16 protein-coding genes are annotated in these 14,696 nt (G+C 63.6%); 3 read left to right on the forward strand and 13 right to left on the reverse strand.

Annotation, left to right across the window (positions count from 1 at the left end):
• Nucleotides 1–282: 282 nt before the first annotated feature.
• The 8 genes from RA19_RS04560 to pobA form a co-directional block, all read right to left on the reverse strand.
• The gene (locus RA19_RS04560) at nt 283–1,056 is read right to left on the reverse strand and encodes an SDR family oxidoreductase (protein ID WP_039159957.1); all 774 of its coding nucleotides are present in this window, start codon (nt 1,054–1,056) and stop codon (nt 283–285) included.
• 33 nt (nt 1,057–1,089) lie between these two features.
• The gene (locus RA19_RS04565) at nt 1,090–2,046 is read right to left on the reverse strand and encodes a calcium/sodium antiporter (RefSeq protein WP_039159960.1); all 957 of its coding nucleotides are present in this window, start codon (nt 2,044–2,046) and stop codon (nt 1,090–1,092) included.
• Nucleotides 2,043–2,237, reverse strand: coding sequence for a hypothetical protein (locus RA19_RS04570; RefSeq protein ID WP_039133964.1), 195 nt, complete (start codon nt 2,235–2,237; stop codon nt 2,043–2,045). Before RA19_RS04570 ends, RA19_RS04565 begins: the two co-directional genes overlap by 4 nt.
• A complete protein-coding gene (locus RA19_RS04575; RefSeq protein ID WP_039160268.1) occupies nt 2,218–3,015 on the reverse strand; it encodes a S49 family peptidase in 798 nt (265 codons plus the stop codon). The genes RA19_RS04570 and RA19_RS04575 overlap by 20 nt, the downstream gene beginning before the upstream one ends.
• Before the next feature lie 281 nt (nt 3,016–3,296).
• A complete protein-coding gene (locus RA19_RS04580; protein WP_039159962.1) occupies nt 3,297–4,058 on the reverse strand; it encodes an ABC transporter permease in 762 nt (253 codons plus the stop codon).
• On the reverse strand, nt 4,055–5,014 hold the full coding sequence (locus tag RA19_RS04585) for an ABC transporter ATP-binding protein (protein WP_039159964.1): 960 nt from the start codon (nt 5,012–5,014) through the stop codon (nt 4,055–4,057). Before RA19_RS04585 ends, RA19_RS04580 begins: the two co-directional genes overlap by 4 nt.
• Before the next feature lie 101 nt (nt 5,015–5,115).
• A complete protein-coding gene (locus tag RA19_RS04590) occupies nt 5,116–5,637 on the reverse strand; it encodes a CoxG family protein (RefSeq protein WP_039159965.1) in 522 nt (173 codons plus the stop codon).
• A gap of 516 nt (nt 5,638–6,153) precedes the next feature.
• Nucleotides 6,154–7,335 (reverse strand): 4-hydroxybenzoate 3-monooxygenase, encoded by a 1,182-nt coding sequence (gene pobA / locus RA19_RS04595; protein WP_039159968.1) that lies wholly within the window; start codon nt 7,333–7,335, stop codon nt 6,154–6,156.
• Between the two features lie 104 nt (nt 7,336–7,439).
• Between pobA and RA19_RS04600 the strand changes: the two genes are divergently transcribed.
• Nucleotides 7,440–8,300: a helix-turn-helix domain-containing protein gene (locus RA19_RS04600; RefSeq protein WP_039159970.1), complete on the forward strand. Its 861-nt coding sequence runs from the start codon at nt 7,440–7,442 to the stop codon at nt 8,298–8,300.
• Nucleotides 8,301–8,346: 46 nt separating this feature from the next.
• Nucleotides 8,347–9,432 (forward strand): CaiB/BaiF CoA transferase family protein, encoded by a 1,086-nt coding sequence (locus tag RA19_RS04605; protein ID WP_039159973.1) that lies wholly within the window; start codon nt 8,347–8,349, stop codon nt 9,430–9,432.
• A 2-nt stretch (nt 9,433–9,434) separates the two neighbouring features.
• On the opposite strand, the gene RA19_RS26895 is transcribed toward RA19_RS04605, so the two are convergent.
• Both RA19_RS26895 and hemE read right to left on the reverse strand, forming a co-directional pair.
• A complete protein-coding gene (locus RA19_RS26895) occupies nt 9,435–9,587 on the reverse strand; it encodes a hypothetical protein (protein ID WP_193748228.1) in 153 nt (50 codons plus the stop codon).
• A 78-nt stretch (nt 9,588–9,665) separates the two neighbouring features.
• The gene (gene hemE, locus RA19_RS04615) at nt 9,666–10,700 is read right to left on the reverse strand and encodes a uroporphyrinogen decarboxylase (RefSeq protein WP_039160271.1); all 1,035 of its coding nucleotides are present in this window, start codon (nt 10,698–10,700) and stop codon (nt 9,666–9,668) included.
• Nucleotides 10,701–10,884: 184 nt separating this feature from the next.
• Between hemE and hemC the strand changes: the two genes are divergently transcribed.
• Nucleotides 10,885–11,844 (forward strand): hydroxymethylbilane synthase, encoded by a 960-nt coding sequence (gene hemC / locus RA19_RS04620; RefSeq protein ID WP_039159977.1) that lies wholly within the window; start codon nt 10,885–10,887, stop codon nt 11,842–11,844.
• Between the two features lie 128 nt (nt 11,845–11,972).
• On the opposite strand, the gene RA19_RS04625 is transcribed toward hemC, so the two are convergent.
• From RA19_RS04625 to RA19_RS04635, 3 genes are all read right to left on the reverse strand, one after another.
• The gene (locus RA19_RS04625) at nt 11,973–12,788 is read right to left on the reverse strand and encodes a glycoside hydrolase family 25 protein (protein WP_039159979.1); all 816 of its coding nucleotides are present in this window, start codon (nt 12,786–12,788) and stop codon (nt 11,973–11,975) included.
• A gap of 188 nt (nt 12,789–12,976) precedes the next feature.
• Nucleotides 12,977–13,870 carry an oxygen-dependent coproporphyrinogen oxidase gene (hemF, locus tag RA19_RS04630; RefSeq protein WP_039159981.1) on the reverse strand — a complete coding sequence of 298 codons (894 nt, stop codon included), beginning with the start codon at nt 13,868–13,870 and terminating at the stop codon, nt 12,977–12,979.
• Between the two features lie 15 nt (nt 13,871–13,885).
• On the reverse strand, nt 13,886–14,692 hold the full coding sequence (locus RA19_RS04635) for an SDR family NAD(P)-dependent oxidoreductase (RefSeq protein ID WP_039159982.1): 807 nt from the start codon (nt 14,690–14,692) through the stop codon (nt 13,886–13,888).
• Between the last annotated feature and the right edge of the window lie 4 nt (nt 14,693–14,696).

A 14,696-nucleotide genomic window follows, 5' to 3' on the forward strand; every position in this document is an offset into this window, starting at 1 on the left:
GCTGCAATGTTTGCCTGCCCGGATCAAGAGCGGGGAAATCCACGATTGCTGTGGATAACTACGGAGATATCTTTGGGCTATCCCGCCTTTTCCCTTATTTTGAGGCAGTTTCGGGCGGATGCCTAAAATTTAGGCAGTTTGTTAAGGATCTGTTTTCAAACAAAACTTTTATCACACCCTGTCAAGGTTTTGAAAAGAAAGGCACTTTTGTAACGCTTCCGTGACGGTATGTGATCCGGTGCAAAACTTTCCGGGAAAGGGACGCAATTACGCTGGTTTGCGTCACTCCAGCCCGTCCGCGTCCGGGGTCTGCCAGCCCAAGTGCTGACCGCCGTCGACACAGATCATCTGGCCGGTGACGGCCTTGGCCTTCAGGAGATAGGTGAGTGCTCCGGTGATGTCATCTGCATCCGCACCGCGCTGCAGGATCGTCGCCTGACGCTGGCGTGAGAACTGTTCCGGGTTTTGCCGCGGCCCCTGCAGGGTTGGCCCTGGGCCGATTGCATTGACCCGGATCTGCGGCGCCAGCGCCTGGGCCGCGGTCTGCGTCAGGGTCCAGAGCGCCGATTTGGCCAGCGTGTAGGTCATAAACTCGGGCGTCAGCTTGCGCACCCGCTGGTCGATCATGTTGACCGCCAGCCCCCAGGCACAAGGCTCCGCGTCTGTTTCGGTCTGCGAAACGTCCTGCGCGGCCATTGCCTGCAGCAGCACAAAGGGCGCCCGCAAATTGCTGTTTAAATGCCGGTCCCAACTGTCGCGCGTGGCGGTTTGCAAGCGGTCGTACTCAAAAACCGAAGCGTTGTTGACCAGGCAGGTGATAGGTCCTTCCAGCGCCGCAGCCGCACGCGGCAGCAGCGCCTGGGCCTGGGCTTCGTCCAGCAGATCCGCCTTCAGCACCTCCGCATGGCGGCCAAGGCCGCGGATTTCCCTGGCGGTCTGCTCTGCCCCGTCAAGGGAAGCGGCGTAATGCACGGCCACGTCATAGCCCTGCCGGGCCAGCTCCAGCGCCATCGCCCGGCCCAGCCGCCTGCCTGCTCCGGTCACCAATGCCCGCATCTGCGCCCTCCCGTTGCTGCTGCAACCGAAGAGTTAGAACAGAACGATCATATACGCCATATAGAGCACGCTGAGAATGACGCCCCAGATGCGGGTGATGTCCTGTTTGAAGAAGACAAAGGGGATCAGCAGAAGCGACGCCGCCAGCATCACCCACAGGTCGAACTCCAGGAACTCGGGATCAACGCTGATCGGGCCGACAAAAGTGGCGATGCCGATGATGGCCAAGAGGTTGAACATGTTGGAGCCGATCACATTGCCCAGCGCCACATCCGCCTGGCGGCGCAGAGCCGCCATCACCGTGGTGGCAAGTTCAGGCAGCGAGGTGCCCACCGCGACCAAGGTCAGGCCGATCACGGTTTCGCTGATGCCATACATACGGGCAATGATGGTGGCGTTGTCGACCAGCAGATCCGCGCCCAGCGGCAGGCCGATCAGCCCCAGCAGCAGATAGGTGCAGACCCTCCAGTAAGGCATGTCGGGGTCGGCTTCCTCGATCTCTTCCAGGTCGTCCTCGCAGGCGCAATCCTTGCCGTTGCGGCGATGGACGCGCGCCTCGTAGAAGGCCACGCCCAGCACACCCGACAGCGCCGCCAGCAGGATCAGACCGGACCAGATGGTGAAGGTGCCGCAGAAAGCCAGAGCGATGAACAGAAAGGACGCGCCCAGCATGAACATATAGTTCTTGCGAGTGCTGCATTCACTGGTGTGAAGGGCACGCATCAGGGCGGGAATGCCCAGAACCAGCAGAATGTTGGCAGTGTTGGAGCCGACCACATTGCCCAATGCGATGCCGTCTGCGCCTTCGTGCACAGCGCTGATAGCGATCAGCAGCTCCGGTGCCGAGGTACCGAAGGCCACGATGGTCAGGCTGACGATCAGCGCAGGCACCCCCAGCCGCAGGCTGAGGTTCACAGCACCGCGGACCAGCGCATCGCCTGCCAGCAGCAGGATCACCAGCCCCAGGGCCGAATACAGCCATGGCATCATTTGCCACGCCCTCCTTTTTGGCAGCCGCAGGGGCCCTTGCCGATCTTGAAGCGGCCGCAGGACGGGCAGCGCTTGGAATTGAGGTGTTTCTGGCCGGGAAAGCGCAGTTTGCCGAACATCGCCAGCACCGCCATCACCACCAGGAAGATTGCAACGATCTTGAACAGCACGTCAGAGCCCGAAACGCGCATACTCCGCGCGCTCCTCGATGCCGGCCAGGGCGTCCTGGGCAATACGCATGCCAAAGCGGCTAAGCAGCGGCTTCTTGAGCCCGTACCGGCGGAAGCGGACCTTCTCGCCGTAAAGCTCCTGCATCTTGGGCTTCAGATGGCCGACGCCGTCAATCAGCCCCAGCTCCAGCGCCCGGCGCGCCAGCCAGATCTCGCCGGTGAACAGGTTTTCATCTGATTTCAGCTTGGGGCCGCGGCGCTCGGTAACATGGTCGATGAAATTGGCGTGGATGTCGTTCAGGATCACCTTCAGGCGCTGCACGTCCTCGGGGTTCTCCGGACGGAACGGGTCCAGCATCGATTTGCTCTCGCCAGCAGTATAGACCCGGCGCTCGACGCCCTGGCGCGCCAGCAGCACATGGGCGCCGAAACCGGCCGAAATCACCCCGACCGAGCCCAGCACCGAGCTGGCATCGGCCCAGATCTCATCCGCCGCCGCCGCCAGCCAGTAGCCGCCTGAGGCCGCCACATCTTCGACAAAGGCATAGACAGGCACGTCCAGCTCTTCCGCCAGGCGGCGGATGCGGGCGCCGATCAGCGAGCTTTGCACCGGCGAGCCGCCGGGCGAGTTGATCTCCAGCGCCACAGCAGCGGGTTTCCCTTTGCGGAAGGCGCGTTCCAGCACCGGCGTCAAAGCGGCATCGCTCAACGAGCCGCGGCCCGGCATGCCAATGGCGCCGTTGAGGCGGACCACCGCCACTAGCGGCTGTCTTTTCAGGAAAGGCAGGCGAAATCTCATGGCGCCGATGTAGAGCGCCCCCCGCGGTGAAACAAGGTGCGCATCCGGCGGAAATGCCGCGAAATGCAAAAACCGCACAGCCGCGGGCAAATTTGCAACGCTGGCGCCAGGCGCCAGGCGGGGTGCTCCCGCCCGTCAGGACAGCAGCTTGCAGCTGCTGCCTTCCCGTTGGGCCGGGCGCCGCGCTGGTGCGCGGCGCAGCGCCTTCGGCCGGCCTCAGGCGCAACACCCGGCACGCGGCACGCGTGCCGGGCCCGCCCGCTGCTGACTTGCGTGCCGGTTCAGGCCCGGATGCGCCAGCCGGTCTTGAAGATCCACCAGATGACCCCCATGCAAGCCAGGGTAAAGGCGGCAATGGCGCAAAGGCTCAACAGCACCGGCACATCGGCCTGGCCGAAGAAGGCCCAGCGGAAGCCCGACACCAGATAGACCACCGGGTTGAACAGGGTGACCGCCTGCCAGACCGGCGGCAGCATCGAAATGGAATAGAACGACCCGCCCAGGAACACCAAAGGCGTCACCACCAGCAGAGGCACCAATTGAAGCTGTTCGAAATTCCCGGCCCAAATGCCGATGATGAACCCCATCAGCGAGAAGCTGAGACAGGTCAGCACCAGAAACGCCACCATCGCGATGGGATGCTGGATCGTCAGGTCCACAAACAGCGAGGCGGTGGCCAGGATCACCACCCCGATGAACAGCGACTTTGTCGCCGCCGCCCCGACAAACCCCGCAACCACCTCCAGAAAATTGATCGGCGCCGAGAGGATCTCATAGATGTTGCCGATGAATTTCGGGAAGTAGATGCCAAAGGACGCGTTGGAGATGCTTTGGGTAATCACTGACAGCATGATCAGCCCCGGCACGATGAAGGCGCCGTATTCGACCCCGTCCACTTCCTGGATCCGGCTGCCGATGGCGCTGCCGAAGACCACGAAGTAAAGCGAGGTGGACAGTACCGGCGAGATGAAGCTTTGCATGAAGGTGCGCCAGAACCGCGCCATTTCCGCCCTGTATATGGTAGCTACCGCTGTCCAGTTCATGCCGCATCTCCCGAAACCGAGCCCTCAGAATTCGTTCCCTGCGACACCAGGCCGACAAAGATATCCTCCAGGCTGGATTCCCGCGTTTGCACGTCCGCCAGCACCAGCCCGGCCTGGGCCACGTCGTTCAGCAAGTGGGTGATACCGGTGCGCTCTGCCCTTGTGTCATAGGTGTAAAGCAGCGTGCCGCCGCCGTTGACCAGCTGCAGATTGTACTGGCCCAGCTCCGTTGGAATTTCCGACACTGCCGCCGTCAGCTGCACCTCCAGCTGCTTTTGCCCCATCCGGGCCATCAGCTGCTCCTTGGGCTCGACCAGCAGCAGTTCGCCGCCAGTGATCACCCCGACCCGGTCGGCAATCGCCTCCGCCTCTTCGATGTAATGAGTAGTGAGGATGATGGTGACGCCGCTCGCCTTCAGTTCCGCCACAATCTCCCACATGTCCTTGCGCAGCTCCACATCAACGCCCGCGGTGGGCTCGTCCAGGAACAGGATGCGCGGATCATGTGCCAGCGCCTTGGCAATCAGCACCCGCCGCTTCATGCCGCCCGACAGCTCCATAATCTTGGCATCGCGTTTTTCCCAGAGCGTCAGCTTGCGCAGCACTTCCTCGATCCGCGCCGGATCAGCCGGCTTGCCGAACAGCCCGCGCGAGAAGCTGACGGTGTCATGCACCTTGGCAAAGGGTTCCAGGGTGATTTCCTGCGGCACCAGGCCGATCAGCGAGCGCGCGGCCCGGAACTCGGCGACATTGTCGAACCCGCCGACTGAAACGCTGCCCGAAGATGCGGTGGTGATACCGCAAATTGTTGAAATCAAAGTGGTTTTTCCCGCGCCATTTGGGCCGAGCAAAGCCAGGATCTCACCTTCTTCGATATCAAGCGAGACGCCCTTCAGCGCCTCAAACCCGCCGTCATAGATTTTGCGCAGATCGCGGATGGACAGGATCGCCGTCATGGTGCCTCCGGGATGGTCTCAAATCCCGGCCAACCTAGCGGCGGTTTGCCGCATCTGCCAGCCCCCGCCGTGCAGACGCGCCTGTGCGCCAGCGCAGGGGCTCAGCCGCGGCCGGTCACCTTGCTGAACCACCCCTTCTTTTCGCCGTCCTGAGAGGCATCGCCTTCTTCGCCTGCCTCCTCTTCCGGCGCCAAATGCGCCTGCAGATTGGCAAAGAACTGGTCGGCCATCTTTTTTGCAAAACCGTCAATGATGCGGCTGCCGAGCTGGGCCAGCTTGCCGCCGACTTTGGCCTCGACCTCATAAGTCAGCAACGTGCCGGTCTCCGAAGGCACCAGCGACACAACCGCCCCGCCTTTGGCAAACCCCGCTGCACCGCCTTTGCCTTCGCCGGAGATGGTCAGCTTTTCATTCTCCACAAGGTCCGACAAGGCAACCCGCCCTTTGAACGTGGCTTTCACCGGACCGACTTTCTGGGTGACCGTTGCCTCGAAGCCGTCTTCCGGTGTTCCCGTGACCTCCTCCGCTCCCGGCACACAGGCCTTGAGGACGTCCGGCGACAACAGCGCCGCAAAGACTGTTGCTGGATCGGCAGCAATGTCTTTCTGGTCACTCATCAGCATGGCATGCCTCCCTGGTTTGCTTGTGCTGTCTGCACCAGACCTAGCCGCCCTGCTGCACGCTGCCAAGCCGGCAATGCTGGGACCGGGATGAAACGCTGCGCAACCTGCTCCTGGGCGAGCCATCCGCACCGGAGCAAGCGAACCGGGGCACTCCCGCCCCTGCCCTTGCGGCCGGCCAATGCCAGCCTAGAGGCAGCGTTGTGCCAAGCAGCGCGCGATGCGCGCTGCTGCTCCATTCCATCCTCAGCCGGCCAGAAGGCGGACACGCTGCGCGTTTCTAACTCGTTTCGGACAGCCAGCTTGCGGACCGCCAATCATCCCTTGCGCTTTCAGCCTCTTTCCCGCCCGCCAATTTATCCGGCCGCCCCCGCTCCTGCCGCCTCAACGTGAACGCAACCACGCCGCGCACCAGCGCGGCGCCAGGCCCAAGGTTCCGCAGGGCATCTATGATGCCCGGCGCAAGCGCGGGAGCCTTTCCCGGCGTGTTTTGCCCCCGCCTCCCGAAGCCGGCCCGGCTCAGTACGGCAGCCCCGTGTAGTTTTCTGCCAGCGATGACAGCGCCGCCTCCGAGGAGAACAGGTAATCAAGCTCTGCCCGTTGCAGCCGCAGGTCCGTGTCCGTCCCGTCCGGAGCGCGGTGCAGCAGATTGGTCATCCACCAGCTGAACCGTTCGGCCTTCCATACCCGCGCCAGCGCTTTTTGCGAGTACCCGTCCAGCCCGGCGCTGTCGCCTCTCAGATAATGATCCAGCAGCCCGTGATAGAGGTAATGGATATCCGAGGCCGCCAGGTTCAGCCCCTTAGCACCGGTGGGCGGCACGATATGGGCCGCATCGCCGGCAAGGAACAGGTTGCCATAGCGCATCGGCTCCGCCACGAAACTGCGCAGCGGCGCAATGGATTTCTCGACCGACGGCCCAGTCTGCAAGCTTGCTGCCACCTCATCCGGCAGGCGGCGTTTCAGCTCATTCCAGAAGGCCGCATCGCTCCAATCCTCCACCCGGTCCGTCAGGGGCACCTGAATGTAATAACGGCTCAGCACCCGGCTGCGCAGCGAGCACAAGGCAAAGCCGCGCTCGTGGCGGGCATAGATCAGCTCGTCCGAAACCGGCGGCGTTTCCGACAGCACCCCCAGCCAGCCGAAGGGATAGACCTTCTCGTATTCCTTCAGCACATCCGCCGGAATCGATTTGCGGCTGACCCCATGGAACCCGTCGGCGCCGACGATAAAGTCGCAGTCGGCCCGCTGCGCTTCGCCATCCTGGTCCCAGGTGACATAGGACCGTGCTCCCATCAGCGCCTGAAGCTGCACGTTCTGCGCCCCGTGAACGATCACGCCACCCATTGCATCGCGCGCTGCGTAGAGGTCGCGGGTCACTTCGGTCTGGCCGTAGACCATCACCGTTTCACCGCCGGTATGCTTTGCCAAGTCGACCCGGTCCAGCCGGCCTTGGTGCGCAATGCGGAAGCCCCCGTGAATCTCGCCTTCGCGGTCCATCCGCGCGCCGCAGCCTGCCTCGCGCATCAGATTGACGAATCCATGCTCCAGTACACCGGCCCGGATCCGCCCCAGAACATGCGCGCGGGAGTGTTTCTCCAGCACGATCGAACTGATGCCCTTGCGGTGCAGGAGCTGCGACAGCAGCAGCCCGGAAGGGCCGCCGCCGATGATGACGACTTGTGTCTGATGCGAGGGCATGCGCGTTCCCCTGTCCGTTCAAATTCTGCGTGCACCTGAAATAATGCGCGGCCCAGCCCCTTTTGCGAATGGATTGAGTGCGCCAATTCTTGTACATTTCACGCATGAAAGCTGCACCCCGCATTGACAGCTACAATCTGTTCGGCGAGACCGCCGAACTGGCCGATGTGCTGCATGTGGAGACGATCCGGGCACGCTCCGAGCTGCATGACTGGGAATTGCGGCCGCACCGGCATGCGCGGCTGCATCAGCTTCTGGTTCTTACAGGCGGAGGCGGTGCGGCAGAAATTGACGGTTTCACCCATCCGCTGGCGCCACCCTGCCTGGTCAATGTGCCGCGCAGCGTGGTGCATGGCTTCCGTTTTGACAGCGGCACCGGCGGCTGGGTGATCACCCTGGCCTCGGACCTGCTGGACCAGAACCTGGCCGCGGGCGAAGGAGTCCGGGTGCTGCTGGACCAGCCTGCCGTGCTGCCGCTGCCTGCCGGGCTGCAGGATCTGGCTCAACAGCTCTTTTCCGAGTACAGCCGCCGCGAATTTGGCAGAGCCCAATTGCTGCGCGGACTGGCGCTGGCGGCCACGGCGCTGGCCGCACGGGCCATTGCCGAACCGCGCGGCGCGCAGCCCCACAGCGGCGGCGGCCCGCTTTTTGCGCGTTTTGAGGCGCTGGTGGAGCGTGACTTCCGCCTGCGCCGCCCGCTGGCGGATTACGCCTCGGAGCTGGCAGTCTCCCCTACCCATCTGAACCGGATTGCGCATCAGGCCACCGGCCAGCCGGCCTCGGCCCTAGTCACTGCCCGCATGCTGCGGGAGGCCCGCAGGTTGCTGATCTACACCAATCTGACCGCCGCCCAGATTGCCTATGAACTCGGCTTCAACGATCCGGCCCATTTCAGCCGTGTCTTTGCCAAGGGCACCGGAATGCCGCCACGGAAATTCCGCCAGCAGCTTGCCGAAGGCAGCTGAGCCGCCGCAGACTATTTCGCAAACCATCGTCAAACGAGGAACGCATATGCTGCAGGGGATCCGCATTCTGGAGGTCGAAGGCCTGGGTCCCGGCCCCTTTGCCGCGATGACATTGGCCGACCTCGGGGCGGAGGTGATCTGCGTGCACCGCCCGTACACCGGGCATACACCGGGGATGCCGGAAAACTCGCTTCTGGACCGCGGCAAGCGTTCGATCACGCTGGACCTGAAAGACCCCGCCGATGCGGAGACTTTTCTGAAACTTGCCGGAACCGCACATGGCCTGATCGAGGGTTTCCGCCCCGGTGTGATGGAGCGCCTGGGCCTCGGGCCGGAACACTGCCATGCGGTGAACCCGGGCCTCGTCTATGGCCGGATGACCGGCTGGGGCCAGGACAGCCCGCTGGCACGTGCTGCAGGCCATGATTTGAATTACATCTCGCTGTCCGGCGCGCTGTGGTATGCGTCGAACCCCGGTGACGCGCCGCTGACACCCGCAACTCTGGTTGGTGACATCGGAGGCGGCGCGATGTATCTGGTGGCAGGCATGCTGGCCGGCATCCTCAACGCCCGGTCCACGGGCAAAGGCTGCGTGGTCGATGCGGCGATCTATGACGGCTCGGCGCATATGATGAACCTGTTGATGAGCATCCGCCAGGCCGGGAACTTCGGCGTGGTACGCGGCGCAAACCTGCTCGACGGCCCGCACTGGAGCCGCACCTATGCCTGCTCGGACGGCGGCTTTGTCTCGGTGCAGTGCCTGGAGCCGAAATTCTATGCGCTGTTTCTGGAGAAGCTGGGGCTGGCGGAGGACCCGGGTTTTCAGCAGCAGTTCAACAAGGCGCTATGGCCTGCCCTGACCGGCCGCCTCGCCGGAATCTTCGCCAGCCAGCCGCGTGATCACTGGGCCGTGCTGTTCGACGGAAGCGATGCCTGCGTGGCGCCAGTGCTGAACCCCGAGGAGGCCCTGGCCCACCCGATGAACAGCCGCCGCACCTGGGTTGAGGATGCGGGAGTGCTGCAGGCTGCCCCCGCCCCGCGGTTTTCAGACCAGTCCGCATGGATACCGCCAGAGATCCCCCGGCGCGGCCAGCACACAAAGGAAATCCTGGCAGAACTGGCCCAGAAGTAGGGTCAGTCTTCCTTCTTCGCCTTTTCCGCCGCGGCCTTCATCCGTTTGAGCAGTTCGGTCTTGTCCGCCTGCTTGCCGAAGGGATTTTTCTTAGTGCCCTTGGCATTGTGTTCCGAATGACGGGGCTTGTTGCTGCCCATGCGGGCACCGCCCATTCTGCTGTAGTCCATCGCAAGTCCTCTGGCTGTGCCCAAAGACGCGGCTAATGCCGCATCTTTGAGGCTAACACAAGATCAACCGTTCCGGACCGTGTCGATCATCAGCTGCACATTGTCCGGGTCGGCGTCGGGCGTGATGCCATGGCCCAGGTTGAAGATATGGGCGCCATTGCGGAAGGCTTCGACAATGCGGCGGGTGTCATCCACCAGCTCCTGGCCGCCGGTCACCATATGGCGCGAGGCAAGGTTGCCCTGCACGCAGCCGTCCACCTGGATGTTGGCCGCGGCCCAGGCCGGGTCGACGGAGTTGTCCAGCGCCACACAGTCGACGCCGGTGGCCTTGGCAAAGCCCACATACTTCTCACCCGCCTCGCGCGGAAAGCCGATTACGGGGATATCCGGGTGACGCTCCTTCAAAGCCGCGGTGATCTGGCGGCAGGGCTCCAGCGCATACTTCTGGAACGCTTCGCCCTTCAGCGAGCCCGCCCAGCTGTCAAAGATCTTGACCGCTTCGGCGCCTGCCTCGATCTGCTTGGAGAGGTAGTCGATGGTCGCCTCGGTGATCCGTGCCAGCAGCGCCTCAAACAAAGCGGTGTTTTCCTCACGCAGAGCGTGGGCCGGCCCCTGATCCGGAGTGCCGCGGCCGGCAATCATATAGGTCGCCACGGTCCAGGGCGCGCCGGCAAAGCCGATGAGCGCGGTCTCGGACGGGAGTTCCCGCGACAGGATGCGCACGGTCTCGTAGATCGGGTTCAGCGTCTCGTGAATGTCCGCAGCCGGACCCAGCTTGGCAAAATCCGCCTCAGTGGTGATGGTGGACAGCCGCGGGCCCTCGCCGGTCACAAACCACAGATCCGCGCCCAATGCCTGGGGGATCAGCAGGATGTCTGCAAACAGGATTGCAGCATCGAACCCATAGCGGCGGATCGGCTGCAGGGTGACCTCGGCAGCCAGCTCGGAATTGTAGCACAACGACAGGAAATCCCCCGCCTGCGCCCGTGTGGCGCGGTACTCCGGCAGATAGCGGCCCGCCTGGCGCATCATCCAGATCGGCGGCACATTCTGTTTCTCACCCGCCAATGCGCGCAGCAGCTTCTTTTGTCCGGCCATGATCATCCTCTTTGTCGCTCGGCTCCTGAGGTCAGGCCTGCGGGCCCGAATGTCAAGTGCAGGGGCGATGTGCCGCGCCCGGTAGCTCCGCGCTTTGCTCCAGATCAAAGCCCTGGATACAGGCGCATGAGAAAGGCAAAAACCGGTTTCCACCGGGGCGCAAACTGATTTAAGGCTTCTTCCCATGACACTGACCCTGCCCACCCCCGCTTCGCCCCTGAAAATCGGCACCCGCGGATCGCCGCTGGCGCTGGCCCAGGCTTATGAGACCCGCGGCCGGCTGGCCGCCGCTTTCGACCTGCCGCAAGAGGCGTTCGAGATCGTGGTGATCAAGACCACCGGCGACAATCAGGCGCTGATCGCGGCTGACAAGCCGCTGAAGGAGCTGGGCGGCAAGGGGCTGTTCACCAAAGAGATCGAAGAGGACCTGCTGTCCGGCGCCATCGACATCGCGGTGCACTCGATGAAGGACATGCCGGTGCTGCAGCCGGAGGGGCTGGCGCTGGACACCTACCTGCCGCGCGAGGATGTGCGCGATGCGTTTATCTCGCCGTCGCTGGCATCGCTGCAAGATCTGGCCGAAGGCGCCGTGGTCGGCACTTCCTCGCTGCGCCGCCGGGCCCAGCTTCTGAACCGCCGCCCGGACCTGAACGTGGTAGAGTTCCGCGGAAACGTGCAGACCCGTCTGCGCAAGCTGTCCGAAGGCGTGGCGGAATGCACTTTCCTGGCGATGGCGGGCCTCAACCGGCTGGCAATGGATGATGTGCCCGCCACTGCTATTGAAACAAACGACATGCTTCCCGCGGTTGCCCAGGGCGCAATCGGCATCGAGCGCCGCGCGGACGACAGCCGCGCTGCAGAGATGCTGACCGCGATCCATGACGATGAGACGGGCCAGCGCCTGGCCGCCGAACGCGCCTTCCTGGCTGCGCTCGACGGCTCCTGCGAGACCCCGATTGCGGGGCTATCCGAACTGGATGGCACCACCTTGCGTCTGCGCGGCGAGGTGCTGCGCCCGGATGGCTCCGAGGCGATCAGCGATGATCAAAGCTGCCCGGTGGAAGACGGCGCAGAATTGGGCCGGGAAATGGCGGCCAAGCTCCTGGACAAAGCAGGCAAGGGTTTCTTTGACTGGAAGGCCTGAAGCGAGGCTCTGCCTCGCGCTCCGGGATATTTTCTGCAAGAGGAAGACCAGTAACTTTTCCTCTTGCCTTAAATATCCTGGGGGTGAGCGCCGATGGCGCGAGGGGCCAAAGCCCCCCCTGACCGGCTTTAGATCTGTCCGGACCACCTCAGCCAGCTTTCCGGGCTGCCGCGGAAGGTGTTGAGGTCCACATCCCCTTCCACTCCCGGCACTTGGCCGGTGCCAGTGTACTGCCAGAAGCTCCACGCCTTGCCCGAGTAAACTTCACGCGGGTGGCCCGCCACCGAGCGCAGCCAGAATTCCGTGCCGCTGAGCTGGCCGATGCCGGTGTCGCGGTAGAAATCCACAGTCGTATAAATCACCGGGCGCTTGCCGTAGTGGCGCTCCAGGATGTTCAGGAACTTGCGCGCCTCGGCCCTGACAGTGGCGCCATCGGGGCGCAGCTTGCAGGTGCGGGAGCGGTGGTTCCACTCCATGTCCAGCACCGGCGGCAGCGCATTTGCATCACGCGGCACGTGTTTGATGAACCAGCGCGCCTGCTCCGCTGCCGGGCGGCAGAAATAGTAATAGTGATAGGCACCCCGCGGCAGACCGGCAGAGCGGGCGCCTTGCCAGTTCTCTCGAAAGCGCGGGTCAGTATGGTCGCCGCCCTCAGTTGCCTTGATATAGGCAAATGCAACGCCCGCCCGGCGCACCTGGCGCCAGTCCACCTCGCCCTGGTAGCGGGAAACATCAATTCCATGCACCGGGTAGGACCAGGGCTTGCGCCCCTCCCACTCAAACGGGTCGCTGTCACCGAACCAGGGATAGGTCCGCAATGATGCGGCGCGCGCGTTGGCAGGTTCCAACCGGGTGACTTCGGGGGCGTTCACGGTCCTGTCCGGCGGGCGGCCGCACCCCGCTGCCAGTGCCAATGCCAATACCCCCAGAACCAGTCCGCGCATGTGATATGCTCCTGCCTTGCCGTGTGATCGCTGCTCGTTTCTTTGCCTGTTCCTCTTCACTCTAGCGCAGCCGGACGCAATGTCGCCGGCGGCGCCGGCAAATCAGCATAAATCCGCCGCAAGAAAAAACGCGCCGCTTGGGCGCGGCGCGTATGCGGGAAGCTACAGATGGGGCCGGCGGTGCCGGATCAGACCCATTTGGCCAGCGGCGGCAGGCTCATCAGCACCGCGTTGGCGTCGTGGCCGGTCTCCAGCCCGAACTTGGTGCCGCGGTCATAGACCAGATTGTATTCCGCATAGAGGCCGCGGTGGATCAGCTGCGCATCCTTGTCGGCCTCGGAATAGGCCTGCAGCCGGCGCTTCTCAACCAGCGGCACATAGGCCGGCAGGAAGGCGCGGCCGATGTCCTGGGTCAGGGCGAAATCCGCCGCCCAATCGCCGGAGTTCTGGTCATCCATGAAGATGCCGCCGACGCCGCGGGCGCGCTTGCGGTGGGGGATGTAGAAATACTCATCCGCCCATTCCTTCAGCCGCGGGTACTGCTCCGCGCCATGGGGGTCCAGATGCTGCTTCTGCGTCCCGTGAAAATGCGCGGTGTCCTCATCGTATTCGATGCAGGGGTTCAGGTCCGAGCCGCCACCGAACCACCAGGCGTGCGGGGTCCAGAACATACGGGTGTTCATGTGGACCGCCGGCACATGCGGGTTGCGCATATGGGCCACCAGCGAAATGCCCGAGGCCCAGAACCGCGGATCGTCCTTCATCCCCGGAATGCCCTTGCGCGCGGCCATCGCATTCTGGGCCCGCTCGCCCAGGGTGCCGTAGACCTCGGAGATATTGACGCCGACCTTCTCGAACACCCGGCCGCCGCGCATCACGCTCATCAGCCCGCCGCCCGCATCCGAGCCATCATCTGAGGTCCGCTTGGTTTCCGTCACCTCAAACCGGCCCGGCTCCATGTCCGAGAAAGGGCCTTCGCTGTGGCTGTCCTCCAGCGCTTCGAAAGTGGCGACAATCTGGTCGCGCAGTTCCCGGAACCAGGCAGCGGCCTGGGCCTTCTGTTCTTTCATCTCAGCAGTCATACGGTTTCTTTCCAATCAATGGACCGGTGCAGAGACCGGATCCAGCAGCGTGCGGCCGCCGTCCAATGTCACCACCTGGCCGGTCATGAAGCCGGAGGCGTCCGAGGCCAGGTACTGCGCCGTCTCGGTCAGTTCGGTAGGCGAGGCCAGCCGGCCCAGCGGCGTATGCGCCTCGATGTTCTGGCGGTAGCTGCGGTTGTCTTTCAGAGTCGCCTGCATCGAGGCGCTCATTACCGAGCCGAAGGCAATTGAATTGACCCTGATGCGGTGCGGCGCCAAAGCCACTGACAGCGAACGGGTCGCCTGATCCAGCGCGGCGGAGGCGATGGAATAGGCCATCAGCTCCGGGTGGGTACGGCGCGCGGCGATGGAGGACAGATTGATGATGCTGCCAAGCGGGCCATCGCTGTCCTCATCCTCTTCGCCCTGCTTGATCATCCGCTTGGCCACCTGCTGCGACAGCCGCACAGTGGGCAAGAGGCTCTGGGTGAGCAGCTGGTCCAGCGTGTCATCGCTGGGATCCAGCGGATCGGTCGCCACCATCTGACGGGCGCCGTTGACCAGGATGTCGACACCGTCAAAGGCGTCGATAGTGGCGGACAAGAGGTTTGCGATGGTCAGCCGCTCACGCAGGTCTCCGGCGAAATAGCGGATATTGCTGTCATCGGCCTGCTCGCCCAGTTCGGCCACCAGTTGCGCCTCGCTGGCATCAGCAAACATCACATTGGCACCGGCATCGGCAAACTGCTTGCCAATCGCCAAGCCGATGCCGCTGGCGGAGCCGGTCACAATGGCGGTCTTGCCGGAGATGGAAAAGGACATGTGC

The sequence above is a fragment of the Leisingera sp. ANG-M1 genome, from assembly GCF_000813745.1.
In the GTDB taxonomy this organism is placed as follows: Bacteria; Pseudomonadota; Alphaproteobacteria; order Rhodobacterales; family Rhodobacteraceae; genus Leisingera.

Coding starts and splice junctions, on each gene's coding strand:
- RA19_RS04625 (WP_039159979.1), bottom strand. CDS start 12,788: ATGCGCGGACTGGTTCTGGGGGTATTGGCATTGGCACTGGCAGCGGGG.
- hemF (WP_039159981.1), bottom strand. CDS start 13,870: ATGACTGCTGAGATGAAAGAACAGAAGGCCCAGGCCGCTGCCTGGTTC.
- hemC (WP_039159977.1), top strand. CDS start 10,885: ATGACACTGACCCTGCCCACCCCCGCTTCGCCCCTGAAAATCGGCACC.
- RA19_RS04585 (WP_039159964.1), bottom strand. CDS start 5,014: ATGACGGCGATCCTGTCCATCCGCGATCTGCGCAAAATCTATGACGGC.
- pobA (WP_039159968.1), bottom strand. CDS start 7,335: ATGCCCTCGCATCAGACACAAGTCGTCATCATCGGCGGCGGCCCTTCC.
- RA19_RS04575 (WP_039160268.1), bottom strand. CDS start 3,015: ATGAGATTTCGCCTGCCTTTCCTGAAAAGACAGCCGCTAGTGGCGGTG.
- hemE (WP_039160271.1), bottom strand. CDS start 10,700: ATGGCCGGACAAAAGAAGCTGCTGCGCGCATTGGCGGGTGAGAAACAG.
- RA19_RS04605 (WP_039159973.1), top strand. CDS start 8,347: ATGCTGCAGGGGATCCGCATTCTGGAGGTCGAAGGCCTGGGTCCCGGC.
- RA19_RS04600 (WP_039159970.1), top strand. CDS start 7,440: ATGAAAGCTGCACCCCGCATTGACAGCTACAATCTGTTCGGCGAGACC.
- RA19_RS04560 (WP_039159957.1), bottom strand. CDS start 1,056: ATGCGGGCATTGGTGACCGGAGCAGGCAGGCGGCTGGGCCGGGCGATG.
- RA19_RS04635 (WP_039159982.1), bottom strand. CDS start 14,692: ATGTCCTTTTCCATCTCCGGCAAGACCGCCATTGTGACCGGCTCCGCC.
- RA19_RS04580 (WP_039159962.1), bottom strand. CDS start 4,058: ATGAACTGGACAGCGGTAGCTACCATATACAGGGCGGAAATGGCGCGG.
- RA19_RS04565 (WP_039159960.1), bottom strand. CDS start 2,046: ATGATGCCATGGCTGTATTCGGCCCTGGGGCTGGTGATCCTGCTGCTG.
- RA19_RS26895 (WP_193748228.1), bottom strand. CDS start 9,587: ATGGGCGGTGCCCGCATGGGCAGCAACAAGCCCCGTCATTCGGAACAC.
- RA19_RS04570 (WP_039133964.1), bottom strand. CDS start 2,237: ATGCGCGTTTCGGGCTCTGACGTGCTGTTCAAGATCGTTGCAATCTTC.
- RA19_RS04590 (WP_039159965.1), bottom strand. CDS start 5,637: ATGCTGATGAGTGACCAGAAAGACATTGCTGCCGATCCAGCAACAGTC.